Origin of the sequence: Lysinibacillus sp. FSL K6-0232 (assembly GCF_038008325.1) — a bacterium.
GTDB lineage: Bacteria > Bacillota > Bacilli > Bacillales_A > Planococcaceae > Lysinibacillus.
This window is the reverse complement of record NZ_JBBOYW010000001.1, coordinates 3931877-3949752: the sequence shown is the minus strand read 5'-3', so window position 1 is coordinate 3949752 and position 17876 is coordinate 3931877. Positions and strand designations below refer to the sequence as shown.

The window sequence follows — 17876 nt, the reverse complement described above, 5'->3', positions numbered from 1 at the left end:
CGGAGCATGGAGAGAGGAGTTCTAGTTATGTCTGAAATTTTATCTTTAAATAATGTTACTTTTTCATATACACCAGAAGAGCCAAACAATCGTAATGCTGTTGAAAATGTCAGCTTTGCAGTTGAAGAAGGCGAATGGATTGCGATAGTCGGTCATAATGGCTCTGGTAAATCGACCATTGCCAAGCTAATGAATGGCTTGTTATTTCCTCAGCAGGGAGATGTGCGTATTTTACGTGAGCCGTTAAGTGAGGAAAACCTTTGGCAATCTCGCTCTTTAATGGGGATGGTTTTTCAAAATCCAGACAATCAATTTGTAGGGGCTACAGTACAGGATGATGTTGCCTTTGCATTAGAAAATAATGCTGTACCATTTGAAGAGATGGTGAAGCGTGTACATGCAGCGCTGGAGCAGGTAAAAATGAGTCAGTTTTTAGACCATGAGCCACATCATTTATCAGGAGGGCAAAAACAGCGTGTTGCTATTGCTGGTGCACTTGCGCTAAAGCCAAAGCTTCTTATTTTAGATGAGGCTACATCTATGTTAGACCCTCAAGGACGTGGAGAAGTGCTACAAACTGTTCAAACATTACGCACTGAAACAGGGCTAACGGTATTATCTATTACACATGACTTAGAAGAGGCGATGCTAGCAGATCGTATTCTATTTATGAACGATGGTAAAAAGTTTGCAGAAGGGCCACCTGCTGAAATTTTTGCCCTTGGTGATAAACTCGTTGAATTTGGACTGGATTTACCATTTGCCTTAAAGTTATCAAAGCTATTGCAAAAGGAAGGTGTTCCGTTAATGGGGCAACATATGACAGAAGAAGAGTTGGTGAATGATTTATGGACATCAAACTTCAACAAGTAAGCTATGCTTATGCACAAGGAACGCCCTTTGAAAAATGGGCATTATTCGATGTGAATTTTGATATTCCATCACATACGTACCAAGCGATTATTGGGCATACTGGGTCTGGTAAATCGACTATTCTTCAGCATTTTAATGCACTTCTAAGACCTACTTCAGGACAAGTACATATTGGAGATCGTCTAGTAGTAGCTGGTAAAAAGGCAAAGGACTTAAAGGCAGTACGACAAAAGGTTGGGATTGTCTTTCAGTTCCCTGAGCATCAACTATTTGAAGAAACGGTACTAAAGGATATTATGTTTGGACCAATGAACTTTGGTGTACCAGAGAAGGAAGCGGAAGCACGAGCAAAGGAGCTTGTTCGCTTAGTGGGCTTACCAGAAGCAGTGCTTGAAAAATCGCCATTTGATTTATCAGGCGGTCAAATGCGCCGTGTTGCGATTGCAGGCGTTTTAGCGATGGACCCTGAGGTTATCGTATTAGATGAACCAACAGCTGGTCTTGATCCACGAGGGCAAAAGGAAATTATGGATTTGTTTTACCAGCTTCATAAGGAACGTCAGCTGACAACAATTTTAGTTACACACAGCATGGAGGATGCAGCTCGGTATGCCGATAATATCGTAATTATGCATGAGGGGAAAAATGTGTTAAGTGGAACACCACGAGATATTTTTAAAGATGTTGATACATTGAAAAGCTTCCGCTTAGAGCCACCACGTATTGTTCGCTTTCAGCACAAGGTTGAGCAAATGATTGGGCAATCCTTTTCTAAAGTTTGTTTGACGGAGGAGGAGCTTGCAGCTGAAATAGCACAAGCATTAAGAGAGGAGCGTACAAAACCATGATGGAAAAAATGATTTTTGGACGTTTCTTACCAGGCGATTCCCCCGTTCATAAGCTTGACCCACGATCAAAGCTAATTTTTGTATTTGCCTTTATTGTTATTGTATTTTTGGCTAATAATACAGTAACATATGCTATCTTATTGGCATTCACGCTGCTAATTATTTTTATATCACGTATTCGCCTATATTTCTTAATTAATGGATTAAAGCCTGTGCTCTTTTTAATGGCATTTACATTCCTTCTTCATATTTTTATGACGAAGGAGGGCGTACCTGTTTTTGAGTCGAAGTTTATAACTATTTATGATGAGGGAATTAGACGAGGAATCTATATTTCAATACGTTTTTTAGTATTAGTATTTATGACATCGATCTTAACGTTAACAACATCACCGATTTCAATTACAGATGGTATTGAAGTGCTATTAAATCCATTAAAGGCATTGAAAGTACCTGTTCATGAATTAGCCTTAATGATGTCGATTTCATTGCGCTTTATCCCAACGTTAATGGATGAAACAGATAAAATTATGAAGGCACAAATGGCGCGAGGCTCAGATTTATCGTCAGGGCCTATTAAAGACCGTATCAAGGCTGTTGTACCATTATTAGTACCTCTCTTTGTCAGTGCCTTTAAACGAGCTGAGGATTTAGCAACAGCCATGGAAGTAAGAGGCTACCGTGGTGGTGAAGGGCGAACGAGATATCGCAAGCTAAAATGGGATATGGGTGATACATTTGCACTTGTATTATTAGTGGCAGTAGGTGTATTGCTATTCTTCTATAGAAGCTAAAGGAGTATGCTAGATGCGACGATTAAAAGGTATCATTAGCTATGATGGGACACATTTCTCAGGCTATCAAGTACAGCCTGGGGAGCGTACAGTTCAAGCTGAGCTTGAGCGTGTGTTAACCATTATGCATAAAGGAGAAAAGGTTAAGGTAACGGCTAGTGGACGTACAGATGCAAAAGTACATGCAACAGGACAAACAGTACATTTCGATACGTCGCTCGCCATTCCTGTTGAAAAATATAGCAAGGCTTTAAATGTACAGCTTCCTAGAGATATTCGCGTATTGTTGGTAGAAGAAGTGGCACATGATTTTCATGCACGCTATAGTGTCACAGGGAAGCGTTATCGCTATATTTGGTCCTGTGAATCTATTCAAAGCCCATTTAGAAGATATTATACAGTTGAAACAAATGGTGTGAAGCCGAATGTCGAGGTAATGCAGGAAGCGGCAAAGGCGATTATTGGTACGCATGATTTTTCCTGCTTTTGCGCAGCCAATACAAGCGTTAAGGATAAAGTACGTACTGTGACAGCCCTACAGTTTGAATGGCATGGTGAAGAGCTCCATATGGTGATTGAAGGAAATGGCTTCTTATATAATATGGTGCGGATTATTGCAGGTACTCTTTGGGAGGTTGGCATAGGTCGCCGTGCAATTGATAATGTAGCACTTGTAATTGCTTCAAAGGATCGCAATCAAGCAGGAAAAACCGCACCACCACACGGCTTGTACCTAGAAAAAGTGTTCTATTTATAACGTTCTATGATTCTTAACAACATCGCCTGGTGTTTAATGAAATTGCTTGACTTTGAAAGTCATTCATTATATGATAACAGATGGTATTTTCATTACCACCACAAATAAGCCCCGAAACTTATAGTGTAGTCTAATGAAAAATAACGGTAATCGAATCGATTAGGAGGATATATACATGCGTACAACATTCATGGCTAAAGGTCACGAAGTAGACCGTAAATGGTTAGTAGTTGATGCAGAAGGCCAAACTCTTGGACGTTTAGCTTCTGAAGTAGCTGCAATCTTACGTGGTAAACATAAACCAACATTCACACCAAACGTTGACACAGGTGATCACGTAATCATCATTAACGCTGACAAAATCCATTTAACTGGTAACAAATTAGAGGGTAAACTTTACCGTCACCATACTCAATTTGCAGGTGGTTTAAAAACTCGTACTGCTGGTGAAATGTTAGATAAATACCCAACAAGAATGATCGAATTAGCAGTTAAAGGAATGCTTCCTAAAAACTCTTTAGGTCGCAAAATGTTCACTAAACTTAACGTTTACACTGGAACAGAGCATCCGCATGCTGCACAAAAACCGCAAAGCTACGAGCTTCGTGGATAATATAAATTAAGAGGAGGATATTACTTTGGCACAAGTTCAATACATCGGCACTGGTCGCCGTAAAAGCTCTGTAGCTCGCGTACGTCTAGTACCAGGTACAGGTAAAATTGTTATCAACAAACGTGAAATCGAAGAATACGTACCATTCGCTGCATTACGTGAAGTAATTAAACAACCATTAGTAGCTACTGAAACTACAGGAAGCTATGATATCCACGTAAACGTTAACGGTGGTGGATACACTGGTCAAGCTGGTGCAATTCGTCATGGTATCGCTCGTGCTCTACTTCAAGTAGACCCAGATTTCCGTGCTGCATTAAAATCAGCTGGATTACTTACTCGTGATTCACGCATGAAAGAACGTAAAAAACCAGGTCTTCGCGGCGCTCGTCGTGCACCTCAGTTCTCAAAACGTTAATCAAGCGTTATATCAATGTTTTCAACCCTTTCCCATTTTACGGGAGAGGGTTTTTTGTTTTACATTCCATTTCAGTATAGTTTTTGAAGCTAGAGCAAACACTATTGTGAAAGCAAGATCAATAAGTTTTGCATAGCTTGAAAAATATAAAATGGAGGTAAGAGATATGAAGAAGCTATTGATAGTATCTGTTGCAGCAATGGCACTGCTTGTTGCATGTCAAGATAAGAAGCCAGCGCAAGACAGTTCGACAAAGCACGAGGAGGTCAGAACAGAAAATCCAGTGAAGGAACAAGCCGAGAAGCAAGTAACAAAGGGGCAAGAAATGATCGACATTCTTGGTAGCACAAACTGGCAAGCGACAAAAGCCTATGATAAGGATCACAATGACGTAACGGCAGAGAACGCAAACTTTATTGGTTTAGCTAAATACAATGCAGATGCAGGGCATTATGAACTATTTGATGTGACGACTGGCGAAAGCCGTGGCGATCAAGGAACATTCTTTATCACAAATGATGGGAAACATAGGGTCTTCATTTCGGAGTCCAAAGACGCTCAAACCATTGTAGACATTATAGAGCTAAACGATAATATCTTCACGTATAAAAGAATGGGGAAGGATGCGGCTGGTAATGATGTAGAGGTCTTTGTGGAACATATTCCATATAAAGAAAAGGAGCTTACATTTACAGATCAGGATAAGACGCTTGATTCGACGACAGGCGATATTGTGACGGACGTTGATGGGGATGTGATTCTAGCTAAGACACTATGGCAGGGGTCTGCTGTATTAGATGAAGCAGGTAACGATGTCACACAATTGAATACGAATTTTATTAGTATTGCCAAATATGATGCGAATACAAATCAATACGAATTTTTCAACCCTGAAACAGGCAAAAGTCGCGGTGACTATGGTTACTTTAATGTCATTCATAACAATAAAATTAGAGCCCATATGTCAGTTAGTGAGAAGAAGTATGGTATTGCACTTGAGATTACGGAATTAAATGATAAGAAATTTACGTATAAAAGAACAGGCAAAGATAAGGATGGGAATGATATAACTGTATTTGTCGAGCATACACCATATAAGGGTGAATTTAAACCTGAGTTTACACTACAATAATTAAAAAACTTCAAGTGCAATACTTGAGAGTTTTTTTACTTTCTGGCATAGTTCATCCACCAATTTCGTACACTAAATGTAAAAGGGTGGTGGATATGGGTGAAGCGCTGGCTTGCACTAGGAGTAATTATGCTTATGAGTATAGTGGTCGTGGCATATGAAACAAATGCTTCGGACCGTAACTTCTTCTTACCAGACCCACTTAGTGGCATAAAGATTGTTATTGATGCCGGGCATGGTGGTGAGGATGGAGGGGCTTCGAAAGGTGAAGTAATTGAAAAGGATATTACATTGGCAATTGCTCAACATGTTGAAAAGCAATTAAAGAAAAAAGGCGCAACAGTTGTTATGACGCGAACAAAAAATGGAGATGTGATTGATGAGCATGCGCCATCAGAAAAATACGGAACATTAAGGGAACGAAAAAAACAAGATATCTTTTTACGAAAGGATATTGTTGAAAAAGAAAAACCAGATATCTTTATTACAATTCATGCAAATGCCATTCCTGAAACAAAATGGCGAGGTGCACAGGTATTTTACCATAAAGAAGGACATGCTGATGGAGAGCTTCTTGCTAAAAGTATCCAACAATCTATTCGTACAAATTTACAAAATACAGATCGGGAAGCATTGTCTATTAAACAAATTTATTTACTCAAAAAAGTGGAAGTACCTGCTGCATTAGTAGAAACTGGCTTTATTAGCAATGATGAGGAGCGTGCATTATTAATAGATAAGGGCTATCAAAAAAAGATGGCAGATGCTATTGTCGAAGGCATTGAGGAATATTTATTAGCTAAATTAGAGTAAAGCGCCATCTACAACGTAAATCGAATCATTATGATATACTATTATTTGAAACAATATAAGGGGAGTGTTCGTCGTGATTACTGAACAACAAGTACGAGAAATACTAGGACAACTACAAGATCCATTTTTACATAAATCACTTGCAGAAACTGACGGTATTATAAATGTATCTATCAAAGAAGAAAAAAATCATGTCAGTGTAAAAATTGCGATTGCTAAGTTGAATACACCAGAACAATTACAACTACAAATGAAAATTGTTGAAGTATTGAAAGAAGCGGGTGCCAATACAGTTGGTATTCGTTTTGAAGAGCTATCAGCAGAAAAGCTTCAAAACTTCCGAGGCACAGCTACAGAGTCGGAAGCACAGGATATTTTATCACCATTAAGTACAGTGCAGGTGATTTCAATTGCTTCTGGTAAAGGCGGCGTAGGTAAATCGACAGTGTCGGTAAATTTAGCAGTTGCTTTAGCGCGCTTAGGCAAGAAGGTCGGCTTAATTGATGCAGATATTTATGGCTTTAGCGTACCAGATATGATGGGTGTTACAGATATGCCAAAAGTATCGAATAATCGAATTTCCCCAGTTAACCGATTCGGTGTAAAAATGATTTCAATGGGCTTCTTTGTTGAAAATAATGCGCCAATCGTATGGCGTGGTCCAATGCTAGGGAAAGTATTAGATCAGTTTTTCCGTGATGTAGCATGGGGCGAGCTTGATTACTTATTATTAGACTTACCACCAGGCACAGGCGATGTTGCATTAGATATCCATCAAATGTTACCATCGTCAAAAGAAATTGTTGTAACGACACCGCACCCAACAGCAGCATTTGTTGCAGCTCGTGCAGGGGCAATGGCTTTACAAACGGATCATGAAATTCTTGGCGTTATTGAAAATATGGCTTGGTTTGAATCTAAGTCAGGCGAGCGTGAATTTGTCTTTGGGCAAGGCGGAGGTCCTAAATTAGCAGAAGAGCTACGTACAGAGTTACTTGGACAAATTCCACTAGGCCAACCAGATTGGACGGATGAAGATTTTGCACCTTCTGTTTATGCGGAAAACCATCCAACAGGACAAATTTATTTAGATATCGCGACGAAGATCACTCAAAAATTAAATAAATAATAAAAAAACGGATTTCCCTTGATGAGTGTGGAAATCCGCTTTTTATGTGTAAATAGGTTACTCAGCGCTTTTTTGCTCCTTACCTGCCTCATCACTACTTCCGCCCTCACCACTGGCTTCTTTCTTATCGCCACCTTCTGATGAAGCGGTGTCACCACCACTCTTTTTTAACAGCTCTTGCCATTTAGACTGCATTAAAGGACTTTCAATTGTTTCCTTTACTACTTCCTCCATTTGCTTTCGCATATTGGATGATTTTAGAATGGTTTCTAATTGTTTTTGCATATCAGGCTGCCCAAAAAAAGCTTCCATATCTTTTTGGAAAGTAGGGTCTTTCATTAAAGCCTTCATAATATCCTGCTGTTGTTTTTGCATGCTTTTTGCAACAGTTTCTTTAAACTTTGGGTCTTCAAATGTTTTTTTCCAAAAATCTTCTGCTTCCTTGGAAAGTAATGTTTCCTCAGTAGCTTTTTTTACTTCTTCATGCTCTAAAATCAAAAGCTCACGGAAGCTCGGCTCTTCTAAAAGCTGTCGCAATGCCTTTTTACCATCCTCTGTTTGCAAAGAGTCGATCATGATTTTTTTGATTTCATCATAGGACATGGTAGAGGTTTTATCTTGTGCACAGGCAGAAAGCAAAAGCGTTAGCATGAGTAATAAGGTGAATTTTCGCATCGACAATCAGTCCTTTCTGTAGATAGACTCTTTCAATTATTGTTCACATTTCTGATGACTTTATGTATTGGTTAAGATGAGAAATAGCTTTTTTAACAATGCATTGATAAAATAAGGACAGATATATTGAGAAATTGGGGGACTTTTAGTTGTGACGATACGAAATTGGGCAAAGTTTTTCTTCTTTGCAATGCTCGTTGGTGGTGTAGTCAACGGAGTTTGTAGTTTGTTTATTCGTTGGGAATTTTTCCAACCATACATAGCAAATGGTCAATGGGGTGAATTTTTCGCCGGACTTTTATGGATGGTTTTCTTAGGATTTACAATGAGTGTAATTGCACAGGCTGGCTTTTTTGCTTATTTAACACTTCATCAAGTTGGTGTTAATATTTTTAGAACACTGACATTATGGAATTGGGTACAGCTATTATTAATTGCAATCACTATTTTTGATATTATTTTCTTCCGCTTTATACCAGGCATAAAAGAAGGGCAAGGTTGGTTATTCTATGTAGGATTATTAATTGTGCTAATTTTTGCAGCGGTTGCAACAGCCGTTCAAAAAGTAAAATTAACAGGTAAAAAGCATGTATTTATTTCTGCATTGTTCTTTATGATTGTTATAACAACATTAGAATGGACAATTGCGTTAATGGGTCGTGACGAAAATATTAATGAATATGTTGCATTATTATTATTCCCATTACTAGCTGTTAATGCCTACCAATTATTGGTGTTACCTAAATATAATGCAAAATCTGATGAAGATCGTCAAAAATTAGAAGCACGCCGCAAAGCGCGTCGTGAACAAGCTAAAAACGCATAAAAAAATTGCCTCTCGATAATGGAGGCAATTTTTTTATGGAGATTTTTTCGTTTGCACTTTATAGCCAAATATATTTTCTTCAATTGACATAAATTGATGTTGTTGCATTAACGTATTAAGGTCTTTAAGCGAAATAGAAAGATCTTGATGCAATGGAATAAAAACAAAATCGCCCTTTTGCATTTTAGGTGTCTGTTTGCCTTGCCAAATTAGTGAAGGTGAAAGCAAATTCATTTGTTGTTGAAATAAAGACTTTTGTAAATCCTGTGAGTATTGATGGTTTCGAGTAGCAAACCATAACGGTTTCTCTTTTAAATATTTTTCATACGTATCAATATCTTTTTGCACAAGAGCAATATCGACTGGCTTATCTACTGAATCTTCTGGACCTAGCAATCCTGTAGGCAGCTTCCGTTCTTGAATGACTTTTATATGTTCTGGTGAGCGTTTCATCCATGCTGCATCTAGAAGAAGCAATGGATAAGGTTCTTTCACCGTTTGTAGCCAGTCTAATAGAGATTCATCAGAGAATGAAATCTCCACGATAAGAGATGTACCGTAATGTCCTTTTGTCACAACTGTTGGAGCATTGGCGATATTAAATACAGAAATCATTGTTGAATTTATAGGCTTAAAAAAGACAAAAAGTGTTACGATTAAAAGCAGTGAAATCAATGTTTTGCGAACCATAATAACGACCTCGCTTCTAAGATTTTAAATAAAAAATGAATCTCTTTAAAAAAACTTATGATTTAGTGTTGACTTTCATGAATAATCGATGTTATTATGTATAAGTCGCCAAGAGGTGACACGGTAAATTAACATGAACCTTGAAAACTGAACAAGCAAAACGTAATCAATAAATTTTAGTAGCTTACTTTAGTAAGTGAACGAAATAAATTTGGACATCGAATGAAGATGAGATGCCAGCAAAACAATTTGAGCAAATCAAATTTCTTTTTATGGAGAGTTTGATCCTGGCTCAGGACGAACGCTGGCGGCGTGCCTAATACATGCAAGTCGAGCGAACAGAGGAGGAGCTTGCTCCTCTGACGTTAGCGGCGGACGGGTGAGTAACACGTGGGTAACCTACCCTGTAGTTGGGGATAACTCCGGGAAACCGGGGCTAATACCGAATGATACTTGGAAACACATGTTTCTGAGTTGAAAGATGGTTCTGCTATCGCTACAGGATGGACCCGCGGCGCATTAGCTAGTTGGTGAGGTAACGGCTCACCAAGGCGACGATGCGTAGCCGACCTGAGAGGGTGATCGGCCACACTGGGACTGAGACACGGCCCAGACTCCTACGGGAGGCAGCAGTAGGGAATCTTCCACAATGGGCGAAAGCCTGATGGAGCAACGCCGCGTGAGTGAAGAAGGTTTTCGGATCGTAAAACTCTGTTGTAAGGGAAGAACAAGTACAGTAGTAACTGGCTGTACCTTGACGGTACCTTATTAGAAAGCCACGGCTAACTACGTGCCAGCAGCCGCGGTAATACGTAGGTGGCAAGCGTTGTCCGGAATTATTGGGCGTAAAGCGCGCGCAGGCGGTCCTTTAAGTCTGATGTGAAAGCCCACGGCTCAACCGTGGAGGGTCATTGGAAACTGGGGGACTTGAGTGCAGAAGAGGAAAGTGGAATTCCAAGTGTAGCGGTGAAATGCGTAGAGATTTGGAGGAACACCAGTGGCGAAGGCGACTTTCTGGTCTGTAACTGACGCTGAGGCGCGAAAGCGTGGGGAGCAAACAGGATTAGATACCCTGGTAGTCCACGCCGTAAACGATGAGTGCTAAGTGTTAGGGGGTTTCCGCCCCTTAGTGCTGCAGCTAACGCATTAAGCACTCCGCCTGGGGAGTACGGTCGCAAGACTGAAACTCAAAGGAATTGACGGGGGCCCGCACAAGCGGTGGAGCATGTGGTTTAATTCGAAGCAACGCGAAGAACCTTACCAGGTCTTGACATCCCGTTGACCACTGTAGAGATATAGTTTCCCCTTCGGGGGCAACGGTGACAGGTGGTGCATGGTTGTCGTCAGCTCGTGTCGTGAGATGTTGGGTTAAGTCCCGCAACGAGCGCAACCCTTGATCTTAGTTGCCATCATTTAGTTGGGCACTCTAAGGTGACTGCCGGTGACAAACCGGAGGAAGGTGGGGATGACGTCAAATCATCATGCCCCTTATGACCTGGGCTACACACGTGCTACAATGGACGATACAAACGGTTGCCAACTCGCGAGAGGGAGCTAATCCGATAAAGTCGTTCTCAGTTCGGATTGTAGGCTGCAACTCGCCTACATGAAGCCGGAATCGCTAGTAATCGCGGATCAGCATGCCGCGGTGAATACGTTCCCGGGCCTTGTACACACCGCCCGTCACACCACGAGAGTTTGTAACACCCGAAGTCGGTGAGGTAACCTTTTGGAGCCAGCCGCCGAAGGTGGGATAGATGATTGGGGTGAAGTCGTAACAAGGTAGCCGTATCGGAAGGTGCGGCTGGATCACCTCCTTTCTAAGGATATTTTCGGAATACAAACCTTGGGTTTGTACGATTACGTTTTGCTGTTCAGTTTTGAAGGTTCATTCTTCTGAATGAAAGACTTCATATATGCGCTCCTGTCGCTACGCTTTCGTCGCAAAGCTGCGAAGAAGTAGAAGCAGGTAGTAGCTTTGTTCTTTGAAAACTGGATAAAACGACATTGAAATTGTAACAAACACATTTATTTTTTAAGTTTTTTATAGGCTTAATAACATTGTAAAGGTTTCAAGACACGAGCAGTTCTAGGAAGCAAACGAGTGAATGAAGAAGCGTACTTAAGTACGTGACTGATTGAACGAGTGAAGCTGACAACGAAATGCGATGTGTATTGAAAGCTGACGGTTAAGTTATTAAGGGCGCACGGCGAATGCCTTGGCACTAGGAGCCGAAGAAGGACGGCACTAACACCGATATGCTTCGGGGAGCTGTAAGTGAGCTTTGATCCGGAGATTTCCGAATGGGGGAACCCACTACGTTTAATGGCGTAGTATCTTGACGTGAATACATAGCGTCTTGAAGGCAGACCCAGGGAACTGAAACATCTAAGTACCTGGAGGAAGAGAAAGAAAAATCGATTCCCTGAGTAGCGGCGAGCGAAACGGGAAGAGCCCAAACCAAGAGGCTTGCCTCTTGGGGTTGTAGGACACTCTATACGGAGTTACAAAAGAGCGAGTTAGATGAAGCGACTTGGAAAGGTCCGCCAGAGCAGGTAATAGCCCTGTAGTCGAAAGTTCGTTCTCTCCTGAGTGGATCCTGAGTACGGCGGAACACGTGAAATTCCGTCGGAATCCGGGAGGACCATCTCCCAAGGCTAAATACTACCTAGTGACCGATAGTGAACCAGTACCGTGAGGGAAAGGTGAAAAGCACCCCGGGAGGGGAGTGAAAGAGAACCTGAAACCGTGTGCCTACAAGTAGTTAGAGCCCGTTCATGGGTGATAGCGTGCCTTTTGTAGAATGAACCGGCGAGTTACGATTACGTGCAAGGTTAAGCTGTAGAAGGCGGAGCCGCAGCGAAAGCGAGTCTGAATAGGGCGAAGTAGTACGTGGTCGTAGACCCGAAACCAGGTGATCTACCCATGTCCAGGGTGAAGGTAAGGTAACACTTACTGGAGGCCCGAACCCACGCACGTTGAAAAGTGCGGGGATGAGGTGTGGGTAGCGGAGAAATTCCAATCGAACTTGGAGATAGCTGGTTCTCTCCGAAATAGCTTTAGGGCTAGCCTCGTGATGAGAATACTGGAGGTAGAGCACTGTTTGGACTAGGGGGCCATCCCGGTTTACCGAATTCAGACAAACTCCGAATGCCAGATATTTATACACGGGAGTCAGACTGCGAGTGATAAGATCCGTAGTCAAAAGGGAAACAGCCCAGACCACCAGCTAAGGTCCCAAAGTAATCGTTAAGTGGAAAAGGATGTGGCGTTGCACAGACAACCAGGATGTTGGCTTAGAAGCAGCCATCATTTAAAGAGTGCGTAATAGCTCACTGGTCGAGTGACGCTGCGCCGAAAATGTATCGGGGCTAAACGATTCACCGAAGCTGTGGATTGACATCTACGATGTCAGTGGTAGGAGAGCGTTCTAAGGGCGTTGAAGTCAGACCGGAAGGACTGGTGGAGCGCTTAGAAGTGAGAATGCCGGTATGAGTAGCGAAAGACGGGTGAGAATCCCGTCCACCGTATGACTAAGGTTTCCTGAGGAAGGCTCGTCCGCTCAGGGTTAGTCGGGACCTAAGCCGAGGCCGATAGGCGTAGGCGATGGACAACAGGTTGATATTCCTGTACCACCTCCTCACCGTTTGAGAAATGGGGGGACGCAGGAGGATAGGGTAAGCGCGCTGTTGGAAATGCGCGTCCAAGCAGTAAGGCGTGTGTGTAGGCAAATCCGCACACTGTAACGCCAAGCTGTGATGGCGAGTCCGTATGGACGAAGTTCCTGATTTCACACTGCCAAGAAAAGCCTCTATCGAGGTGAGAGGTGCCCGTACCGCAAACCGACACAGGTAGTCGAGGAGAGAATCCTAAGGTGTGCGAGAGAACTCTCGTTAAGGAACTCGGCAAAATGACCCCGTAACTTCGGGAGAAGGGGTGCTCTGTTAGGGTGAAAGCCCGAGAGAGCCGCAGTGAATAGGCCCAGGCGACTGTTTAGCAAAAACACAGGTCTCTGCAAAACCGTAAGGTGACGTATAGGGGCTGACGCCTGCCCGGTGCTGGAAGGTTAAGAGGAGTGGTTAGCGCAAGCGAAGCTACGAATTGAAGCCCCAGTAAACGGCGGCCGTAACTATAACGGTCCTAAGGTAGCGAAATTCCTTGTCGGGTAAGTTCCGACCCGCACGAAAGGCGTAACGATCTGGGCACTGTCTCAACGAGAGACTCGGTGAAATTATAGTACCTGTGAAGATGCAGGTTACCCGCGACAGGACGGAAAGACCCCGTGGAGCTTTACTGTAGCCTGATATTGAATTTTGGTACAACTTGTACAGGATAGGTAGGAGCCAGAGATCTCGGAGCGCCAGCTTCGAAGGAGGCGTCGGTGGGATACTACCCTGGTTGTATTGAAATTCTAACCCATGCCCCTTAGCGGGGCAGGAGACAGTGTCAGGCGGACAGTTTGACTGGGGCGGTCGCCTCCTAAAAGGTAACGGAGGCGCCCAAAGGTTCCCTCAGAATGGTTGGAAATCATTCGTAGAGTGTAAAGGCACAAGGGAGCTTGACTGCGAGACCGACAAGTCGAGCAGGGTCGAAAGACGGGCTTAGTGATCCGGTGGTTCCGCATGGAAGGGCCATCGCTCAACGGATAAAAGCTACCCCGGGGATAACAGGCTTATCTCCCCCAAGAGTCCACATCGACGGGGAGGTTTGGCACCTCGATGTCGGCTCATCGCATCCTGGGGCTGTAGTCGGTCCCAAGGGTTGGGCTGTTCGCCCATTAAAGCGGTACGCGAGCTGGGTTCAGAACGTCGTGAGACAGTTCGGTCCCTATCCGTCGTGGGCGTAGGAAATTTGAGAGGAGCTGTCCTTAGTACGAGAGGACCGGGATGGACACACCGCTGGTGTACCAGTTGTCTTGCCAAAGGCATCGCTGGGTAGCTATGTGTGGACGGGATAAGTGCTGAAAGCATCTAAGCATGAAGCCCCCCTCAAGATGAGATTTCCCATTACGCAAGTAAGTAAGATCCCTCAAAGACGATGAGGTAGATAGGTTCGAGGTGGAAGTGTGGCGACACATGGAGCTGACGAATACTAATCGATCGAGGACTTAACCAAAACCAGTTTGACGCAATTCAATGCCCGTTTATCCAGTTTTGAAAGAATAATTCTTTCAACCAAAAGAGAGCTTCAAGCTACAAATTGAAGGTCAAATATAGTCTAGTGATAATGGCAAAGAGGTCACACCCGTTCCCATCCCGAACACGGAAGTTAAGCTCTTTCGCGCCGATGGTAGTTGGGGGCTTCCCCCTGTGAGAGTAGGACATCGCTAGGCGCAAAAAGTCGCTGCTGATACACTCAGTAGTGGCTTTTTTTTGCTTTAAAATAAACTTTTCTAATCCTCCATAATATCTTCAATACTTCCAACTTTCCTCAAAGAAATGCCTAGCCTTCAAAATGTCAAAGAAATTTTTAATGCTTCATCTGATCGTTTTATCTTTATTTAAACGCTGTTAAACTCGCTACTGTGAATATTTATGATAATTTTATGAACCATCTCTTAAATAATATAGGCACTTATAAATGCTCATTTAGCCACATATATTTGATTTCCATTAGACGAGTAGAATGCCAGACATTTATAAGAACCTTCTATTTTAGCATTCGCTTTCCATAGGCTCAGATCGCAGCTTATATTAGTTATTATTTAAAATTTAGGATCTCATCCCGAAAAAAGTAAAAAAACTAACCTTTAAGATGTAATAAATTTGCAACTTTTTCTAATTCTTAGACGTATTAATAATAAAAAATTAAATACAGGTACTTGGCAGGTATGACATAACGGGTAATAATAACTATTAGGGAGGAAATTAATTGAAAAAGGGTTTAGCAAAAACAGTATTGTTTACCGTAGGCGGATGGCTATCCTACTCGATAGCAGCGACAGCTATCTATAAAAAAACAGCGCTAGTGCAAACTAGTTGTAAGAAAGGAGTGGCATTAACATTTGATGATGGGCCACATCCAATCTATACACCACAGCTATTGGATTTACTAAAGGAATTTGATATACAGGTGACCTTTTTTGTAGTTGGTGAGCATGCACAGGCATATCCAGCTATTATCAAGAGGATGTATAAGGAAGGGCATGCTATTGGTATCCATCATTATAAACATACGTCAAACTGGGTAATGCCACCATATAAAGTAAAAAGAGAGATTGAGCAATGTGCACATGTGATTGAACAGATTACAGGGAAGCGACCAACCTTATATCGTCCACCATGGGGACATTTGAATGCTTGTGTACCACTGCTGACAAAGCCATATCGCATTGTACTATGGACACGACACTTTACAGATTGGCGGATTGCACATATTCAGCATACATTAGAGGCTGATCTAGTAGAAGCAACAAAAGCAGGGGGCATCTTTTTATTACATGATAATGGGCAAACATTAGGAGCAGATGAGGATGCGCCAAAGTATATGCTGAAGCATTTAGAAGGTTATTTGCGCAAGCATGCCCATACAGCAAAGTTTGTCACATTAAGGTAGGTGTTGTTATGGATGAAGTAGTCAAGCTGCTTGAAACTTATGGTTATGTACTTATTATTGTAGCGCTATTTTTTGGTATTGTAGGCATTCCAGCACCTGAGGAATCATTAATTTTTTTAGTCGGATTATTTGTAGGCTATCATCGTTTGTCTTTAGGTTTGTCTATTGTAAGCATCTTTATTGGTGTTTATGCAGGGCTGTTAGTGGCATATGCAATTGGACGTTGGTTGGGGTATCCGTTTATGAGGCGCTTTGGAAAATTTATCGGCTTGACGGAGCGAAATTTAGCAACAGTTAGTAAGGGCTATAATCGTAATGCCCTTCGTACAGTAGTAGTGGGAATTTTTATTCCGGGTGTACGACAGTTAAGCCCATACGTGGCAGGTCTTAGTAGAGTGCCATTTAAAAATTACTTACTTTATGCCTTTTTAGCAACACTAGTTTGGGCTGTTCCCTTTTTATTAGCAGGACGCATTTTAGGCTCTGTGTTTCATATTGGACCTGAGATAGCGCCGTATATAGGAATAGGTATCGCTATTGTGTTTATTAGTTATTTTTTGTGGAAAAAAAGAAAAGGACTACGCTTTAAGTGAAAAGTGTGAGGAGGGGTTTACATGAGTAAGGCATTGTTTCTACCTTTTTTAACGATCCAAACAGGGCATCATCAAGTAGCAGATGCATTAATGGACTTTATCACACAGCATAATAAAGATATTGAAGTAAAAAAGGTAGATTTATTGCATTATACAAATCCTTTTGTAGAAAAGATAATATCACAAAGCTATTTATCATGGATTCAATATGCGCCTTTACTATATACGAAGTTTTATAAAAAAGTGTTTGATACACCAAAAGATATAGAGCAAAGCTTTAAATTATATGAACTATTATTGAAGCATTTAGCGCGTTTATTAGAACAAGAAAAGCCTGATATTATTTTTTGTACACAAAGTGCGCCATCCTATTTAATGAGTAAGCTTAAGCAAAGTGGTCGCTGCAGTATCCCGGTTGTCAATGTTTATACCGATTTTTTTATGAATCAGCTTTGGGGAATTACTGCGATTGACTATCATTTTGTGCCAATGAAAGAAATGAAGGAAGCTTTAATTAGACGAGGTGTAGATGAATCCGCCATATTTGTAACGGGTATTCCTGTTCATAAGGAAATGTTATGTACAACAAGGCTTCATAATTTTGCACGCAATATCTTAATTGCTGGTGGCAATTCTGGTTTATTGGATTGTACTAATTTATATGAACAACTTAAACAGAGTGAGCACTTTCATTACCATATTCTCTGCGGTAAAAATAATAAGCTGTATCAAAAAATTATTGCTTGGAAATTACCAAATATTACGCCATTACCTTATATTGAATCACGCACAGAAATGAATTGTTTGTATGATCAAATGGATGCTATTATAACAAAGCCAGGTGGTGTAACAATTAGCGAGGTGTTACATAAGAGGCTACCTATTTTTGTTCATTCGGTTTTACCAGGGCAAGAAGAGCATAATTTGCGATATTTAACAGAGAAGGGTTTAGCCTACACGCTTAATAAACATGAAAGCCTCCACCACCAACTTGAGCAGCTGTTGTTAAATGAAGAAGCGATGTCCCACTATAGACAACAAATAGCTAGCTATTTCAATAATTTACAGCTAAAAACGGCTGAGGAATGGGAAGCATTTATGCAATGGATGCTTAAAAAGCAACTTGTCACAGGTGCGATGTGTCCTGCTTAAGTAAAAA

The 17876-nt window shown here is 41.6% G+C and carries 15 protein-coding genes and 3 rRNA genes; 16 read left to right on the top strand and 2 right to left on the bottom strand.

Features of this window, described 5'->3' with window-relative positions; all coding sequences use genetic code 11:
• Positions 1 to 27 precede the first annotated feature (27 nt).
• From MHB42_RS19495 to MHB42_RS19455, 9 genes are all read left to right on the top strand, one after another.
• Positions 28 to 873, top strand: coding sequence for an energy-coupling factor ABC transporter ATP-binding protein (locus tag MHB42_RS19495; protein WP_340808226.1), 846 nt, complete (start codon positions 28 to 30; stop codon positions 871 to 873).
• Positions 849 to 1721: an energy-coupling factor ABC transporter ATP-binding protein gene (locus tag MHB42_RS19490; RefSeq protein WP_340808224.1), complete on the top strand. Its 873-nt coding sequence runs from the start codon at positions 849 to 851 to the stop codon at positions 1719 to 1721. Before MHB42_RS19495 ends, MHB42_RS19490 begins: the two co-directional genes overlap by 25 nt.
• On the top strand, positions 1718 to 2515 hold the full coding sequence (locus tag MHB42_RS19485) for an energy-coupling factor transporter transmembrane component T family protein (protein WP_340808223.1): 798 nt from the start codon (positions 1718 to 1720) through the stop codon (positions 2513 to 2515). The genes MHB42_RS19490 and MHB42_RS19485 overlap by 4 nt, the downstream gene beginning before the upstream one ends.
• A gap of 13 nt (positions 2516 to 2528) precedes the next feature.
• Positions 2529 to 3272, top strand: coding sequence for a tRNA pseudouridine(38-40) synthase TruA (gene truA, locus MHB42_RS19480; RefSeq protein ID WP_340808222.1), 744 nt, complete (start codon positions 2529 to 2531; stop codon positions 3270 to 3272).
• A 175-nt stretch (positions 3273 to 3447) separates the two neighbouring features.
• The gene (gene rplM, locus MHB42_RS19475) at positions 3448 to 3885 is read left to right on the top strand and encodes a 50S ribosomal protein L13 (RefSeq protein ID WP_340808221.1); all 438 of its coding nucleotides are present in this window, start codon (positions 3448 to 3450) and stop codon (positions 3883 to 3885) included.
• A 25-nt stretch (positions 3886 to 3910) separates the two neighbouring features.
• Positions 3911 to 4303: a 30S ribosomal protein S9 gene (gene rpsI, locus MHB42_RS19470; protein ID WP_340808220.1), complete on the top strand. Its 393-nt coding sequence runs from the start codon at positions 3911 to 3913 to the stop codon at positions 4301 to 4303.
• Positions 4304 to 4469: 166 nt separating this feature from the next.
• Positions 4470 to 5435, top strand: coding sequence for a DUF4822 domain-containing protein (locus MHB42_RS19465; protein ID WP_340808219.1), 966 nt, complete (start codon positions 4470 to 4472; stop codon positions 5433 to 5435).
• Positions 5436 to 5534: 99 nt separating this feature from the next.
• Positions 5535 to 6248 (top strand): N-acetylmuramoyl-L-alanine amidase, encoded by a 714-nt coding sequence (locus tag MHB42_RS19460; protein ID WP_340808218.1) that lies wholly within the window; start codon positions 5535 to 5537, stop codon positions 6246 to 6248.
• Positions 6249 to 6321: 73 nt separating this feature from the next.
• Positions 6322 to 7377: a P-loop NTPase gene (locus tag MHB42_RS19455; protein ID WP_340808217.1), complete on the top strand. Its 1056-nt coding sequence runs from the start codon at positions 6322 to 6324 to the stop codon at positions 7375 to 7377.
• A 57-nt stretch (positions 7378 to 7434) separates the two neighbouring features.
• On the opposite strand, the gene gerD is transcribed toward MHB42_RS19455, so the two are convergent.
• Positions 7435 to 8052, bottom strand: coding sequence for a spore germination lipoprotein GerD (gerD, locus tag MHB42_RS19450; protein ID WP_340808216.1), 618 nt, complete (start codon positions 8050 to 8052; stop codon positions 7435 to 7437).
• A gap of 151 nt (positions 8053 to 8203) precedes the next feature.
• Between gerD and MHB42_RS19445 the strand changes: the two genes are divergently transcribed.
• Positions 8204 to 8878 carry a KinB-signaling pathway activation protein gene (locus MHB42_RS19445; RefSeq protein ID WP_340808215.1) on the top strand — a complete coding sequence of 225 codons (675 nt, stop codon included), beginning with the start codon at positions 8204 to 8206 and terminating at the stop codon, positions 8876 to 8878.
• A gap of 33 nt (positions 8879 to 8911) precedes the next feature.
• Here MHB42_RS19445 and MHB42_RS19440 read toward each other — a convergent pair whose 3' ends face one another.
• On the bottom strand, positions 8912 to 9568 hold the full coding sequence (locus tag MHB42_RS19440) for a hypothetical protein (protein ID WP_340808214.1): 657 nt from the start codon (positions 9566 to 9568) through the stop codon (positions 8912 to 8914).
• 269 nt (positions 9569 to 9837) lie between these two features.
• Here MHB42_RS19440 and MHB42_RS19435 point away from each other — a divergent pair.
• From MHB42_RS19435 to MHB42_RS19410, 6 genes are all read left to right on the top strand, one after another.
• A 16S ribosomal RNA gene (locus tag MHB42_RS19435) occupies positions 9838 to 11388 on the top strand.
• Positions 11389 to 11755: 367 nt separating this feature from the next.
• Positions 11756 to 14684: ribosomal RNA gene (locus MHB42_RS19430) — 23S ribosomal RNA — on the top strand.
• A gap of 101 nt (positions 14685 to 14785) precedes the next feature.
• Positions 14786 to 14901, top strand: a 5S ribosomal RNA gene (rrf, locus tag MHB42_RS19425).
• The 16S, 23S and 5S rRNA genes sit together here, the layout of an rRNA operon.
• Positions 14902 to 15440: 539 nt before the next feature.
• Positions 15441 to 16124 (top strand): polysaccharide deacetylase family protein, encoded by a 684-nt coding sequence (locus MHB42_RS19420; protein ID WP_340808213.1) that lies wholly within the window; start codon positions 15441 to 15443, stop codon positions 16122 to 16124.
• A gap of 8 nt (positions 16125 to 16132) precedes the next feature.
• The gene (locus tag MHB42_RS19415; RefSeq protein WP_340808212.1) at positions 16133 to 16717 is read left to right on the top strand and encodes a DedA family protein; all 585 of its coding nucleotides are present in this window, start codon (positions 16133 to 16135) and stop codon (positions 16715 to 16717) included.
• A gap of 21 nt (positions 16718 to 16738) precedes the next feature.
• On the top strand, positions 16739 to 17869 hold the full coding sequence (locus MHB42_RS19410; protein ID WP_340808211.1) for an MGDG synthase family glycosyltransferase: 1131 nt from the start codon (positions 16739 to 16741) through the stop codon (positions 17867 to 17869).
• Positions 17870 to 17876: the final 7 nt, after the last annotated feature.